Source organism: Neisseria sp. HMSC061H08, assembly GCF_001836795.1.
Taxonomy (GTDB): domain Bacteria; phylum Pseudomonadota; class Gammaproteobacteria; order Burkholderiales; family Neisseriaceae; genus Neisseria; species Neisseria subflava_A.
Window position 1 is genome coordinate 1 of record NZ_KV830572.1, and the last position, 3169, is coordinate 3169.

General features: G+C 43.5%; 1 protein-coding gene and 2 pseudogenes. All 3 read left to right on the forward strand.

All coding sequences use genetic code 11. The annotated features are described in order from the left end of the window. Positions 1-193 precede the first annotated feature (193 nt). Positions 194-2260 (forward strand): annotated as a pseudogene (locus HMPREF2675_RS05010) (VENN motif pre-toxin domain-containing protein); the annotation flags it as partial. Positions 2261-2294: 34 nt separating this feature from the next. Next, entirely contained in the window at positions 2295-2681 is a 387-nt protein-coding gene (locus tag HMPREF2675_RS05015) for a DUF596 domain-containing protein (RefSeq protein ID WP_003712157.1), read from the forward strand. Positions 2682-2708: 27 nt separating this feature from the next. Then, positions 2709-3110, forward strand: a pseudogene (locus HMPREF2675_RS10935) (hemagglutinin repeat-containing protein); the annotation flags it as partial. Between the last annotated feature and the right edge of the window lie 59 nt (positions 3111-3169).

Below are 3169 nucleotides of genomic sequence, written 5' to 3' on the forward strand. Positions count from 1 at the left end.
AGTTGGCATTGAGCCGCTGCCGATAATATTTGACAAAAAGTCGTCTGAAAGCCGGAAATTGGTTTCATTAGATAATAAATAAATTACGCACGCATGCGCTTCTCAAGGTTGAGCTAAGAGGCCGTCTGAAACAACAAATACGTTTCAGACGGCCTTCCTTTCAACAAGCCGCCACAGCAATCAGACAAAAGCAACCCACCGCCACACCCGTATCGGCGGCATGGGCGGACAAACCACCATCCGAAGCGTTCAAGACACAGAAACCTATCAGAGCAAACAGCAAAACGGCAATGTCCAAGTTACCGTCGGTTACGGATTCAGTGCAAGCGGCAGTTACAGCCAAAGTAAGGTCAAAGCAGACCATGCCTCCGTAACCGAGCAAAGCGGTATTTATGCCGGAGAAGACGGCTATCAAATCAAAGTCAGAGACAACACAGACCTCAAGGGCGGTATCATCACCTCCGGCAAGAGTGCCGAAGACAAAGGAAAAAACCTTTTTCAGACGGCCACCCTTACTGCCAGCGACATTCAAAACCACAGCCGCTACAAAGGCGAAAGTTTCGGATTGGGTGCCAGCGTTGCCGTAAGCGGCAAAACACTGGGACAGGGAGCACAAAATAAGCCTCAAAACAAACACCTGACAAGCGTGGCCGATAAAAACGGCGCAAGTTCATCAGTAGGCTACGGCAGCGATAGCGACAGTCAAAGCAGCATCACAAAAAGCGGCATCAATACCCAAAACATTCAAATCACAGACGAAGCCGCACAAATCAGGCTGACAGGCAAAACAGCGGCACAAACCAAAGCCGATATTGGTACAAACGTAACCACAGACACCGTCGAACGACATTCAGGCAGCCTGAAAAACGTATTTAACAAAGATAGAGTGCAAAGTGAACTGGATTTACAAAGAACCGTCAGCCAAGATTTTAGTAAAAATGTTCAACAAGCCAATACCGAGATTAACCAACATTTAGACAAACTCAAAGCAGATAAAGAAGCAGCCGAAACAGCAGCAGCCGAGGCATTAGCCAATGGCGATATGGAAACTGCCAAACGCAAAGCCCATGAAGCTCAAGATGCGGCAGCAAAAGCAGATAATTGGCAACAAGGCAAAGTCATTCTCAACATGTTAGCCTCAGGTTTAGCTGCGCCGACCCAAAGCGGAGCGGGCATTGCTGCGGCTACCGCATCGCCAGCCGTATCGTATGCGATTGGACAGCACTTTAAAGATTTAGCCGGTCAAAACGCGAATGGCAAACTAACCGCCAGTCAAGAAACCGCTCACGTTCTTGCCCACGCGGTATTAGGAGCAGCGGTTGCCGCAGCAGGAGACAACAATGCTCTAGCAGGAGCATTGAGTGCGGGCGGGTCGGAAGCGGCTGCGCCTTACATCAGCAAATGGTTATACGGCAAAGAAAAAGGAAGCGACTTAACGGCGGAAGAGAAAGAGACTGTAACGGCGATTACAAACTTATTGGGTACGGCTACGGGTGCGGCAGTCGGCAACAGCGCAACAGATGCGGTGCAAGGCAGCCTGAATGCGCAAAGTGCGGTGGAGAATAATAACGGTGCAAGAAGAGCGAGAAACTCGCGAAATTTATTTTGGACAGAAGCACAAAATGCACAAAATGAATTAAATGCTATGCGGATTAATGCGCTAACCCAAAGTATTAGACGCATTGAACCTAATTTTAGAGGCATTCCAAGTTTACGCGATCCAAATAGACCAATTCCAAATGAAGAGGTTAGAGACTATGAAAATTATTTAAATAGAATTTTACCAAAACAACCCATTACATTGCTTAATTCATCATCAACAATACTTGGAACACGTCAAAACATTAGAGAAACTTTTAATCAAGCATTAGACAATTTATCTAGAGACAATACATTAAATGAGTTAGGTAAAGGATTCAATGCTAGACAGAGAGTAAGAGGAAATTTAGATGCTAGCAATATCAACTTACAAATTGGTTTTAAAACGATCAGACCAAATTCATCTGCCAGCAAAAATGGAATGCCGATATATTCTAACGTAAGTAGAGGAGAAATATTTGATTTGTATGAAAAATATTCAGGTCAGAGGCCTGATTTTAGGAATATTCCGAATAAAGGGCAATTATCTTCTACGACTATTACATCAGGACCTTGGAAAGGAACGACCATCATTTTAAGAAATTTTTCAACTAGCCGAGAACAAACTGGAGCAAAATGGACAATTGAGTTTAGGAATCAACCTGCTTCAGTACGTGGGTAAAGATTAGAGTTAAAATTTAGATAAAGGTTACGTTATGAATGCGAAGATAAAATATAATCTTTTAGAATATTGTGAATATTTAGGTGGTATTTTTGGTGTTTATAAAAATTATTTAAATATGGATATCAAAGATCCAAATTTAAAAATTAAATTTTTTGATTTTTTGGAAGAACTTTTATCAGATGGTGTTATTGAATTATGCGATTATCGTGAAAACCCTCCAAAAATATTAACTGGTTCGCCAAAAACACAGGTAGATGAATTAAGAAGAATTTGGCCAGATATGGAAGAGATGTTGCTATATTTTCCAGATAATCCTTGGTTTTATGTAGAGCATTTTTGGTGGGGAGCAACTTGCCCTATTGAACTGACACAATTGCCTAAAATAGAAATTTACGAAGAACAAATGAAACAAGCTTAAAGCCAGCGTAACCAGCCTGTATGACAAGGTGCAGGCGAACAATCCAATATCAACATCACGGGCTCAGATGTTTCAGGTAAAGCAGGAACCGGCCTGATTGCCGATAAGCAAATCCATCTGCAATCCACCGAACAAAGCAACATCGAACGCAGCCAAAACAAATCAGCAGGCTGGAACGCAGGTGCTGCCGTATCATTCGGACAAGGGGGCTGGTCATTAGGCTTTACCGCAGGCGGCAATGTCGGCAAAGGCTACGGCAATGGCGATAGCGTAACCCACCGCCATAGTCACATAGGAGAAAAAGGCAGCCAAACCCTTATCCAAAGTGGTGGCGATACCATCATCAAAGGCGCACAAGTACGCGGCAAAGGCGTACAAGTTAATGCCAAAAACCTAAGTATTCAAAGCGTACAAGATAGCGAAACCTATTAAAGCAAACAACAAAATGCCGGCGCACAAGTTACCGTCGGTTACGGATTCAGTGCAAG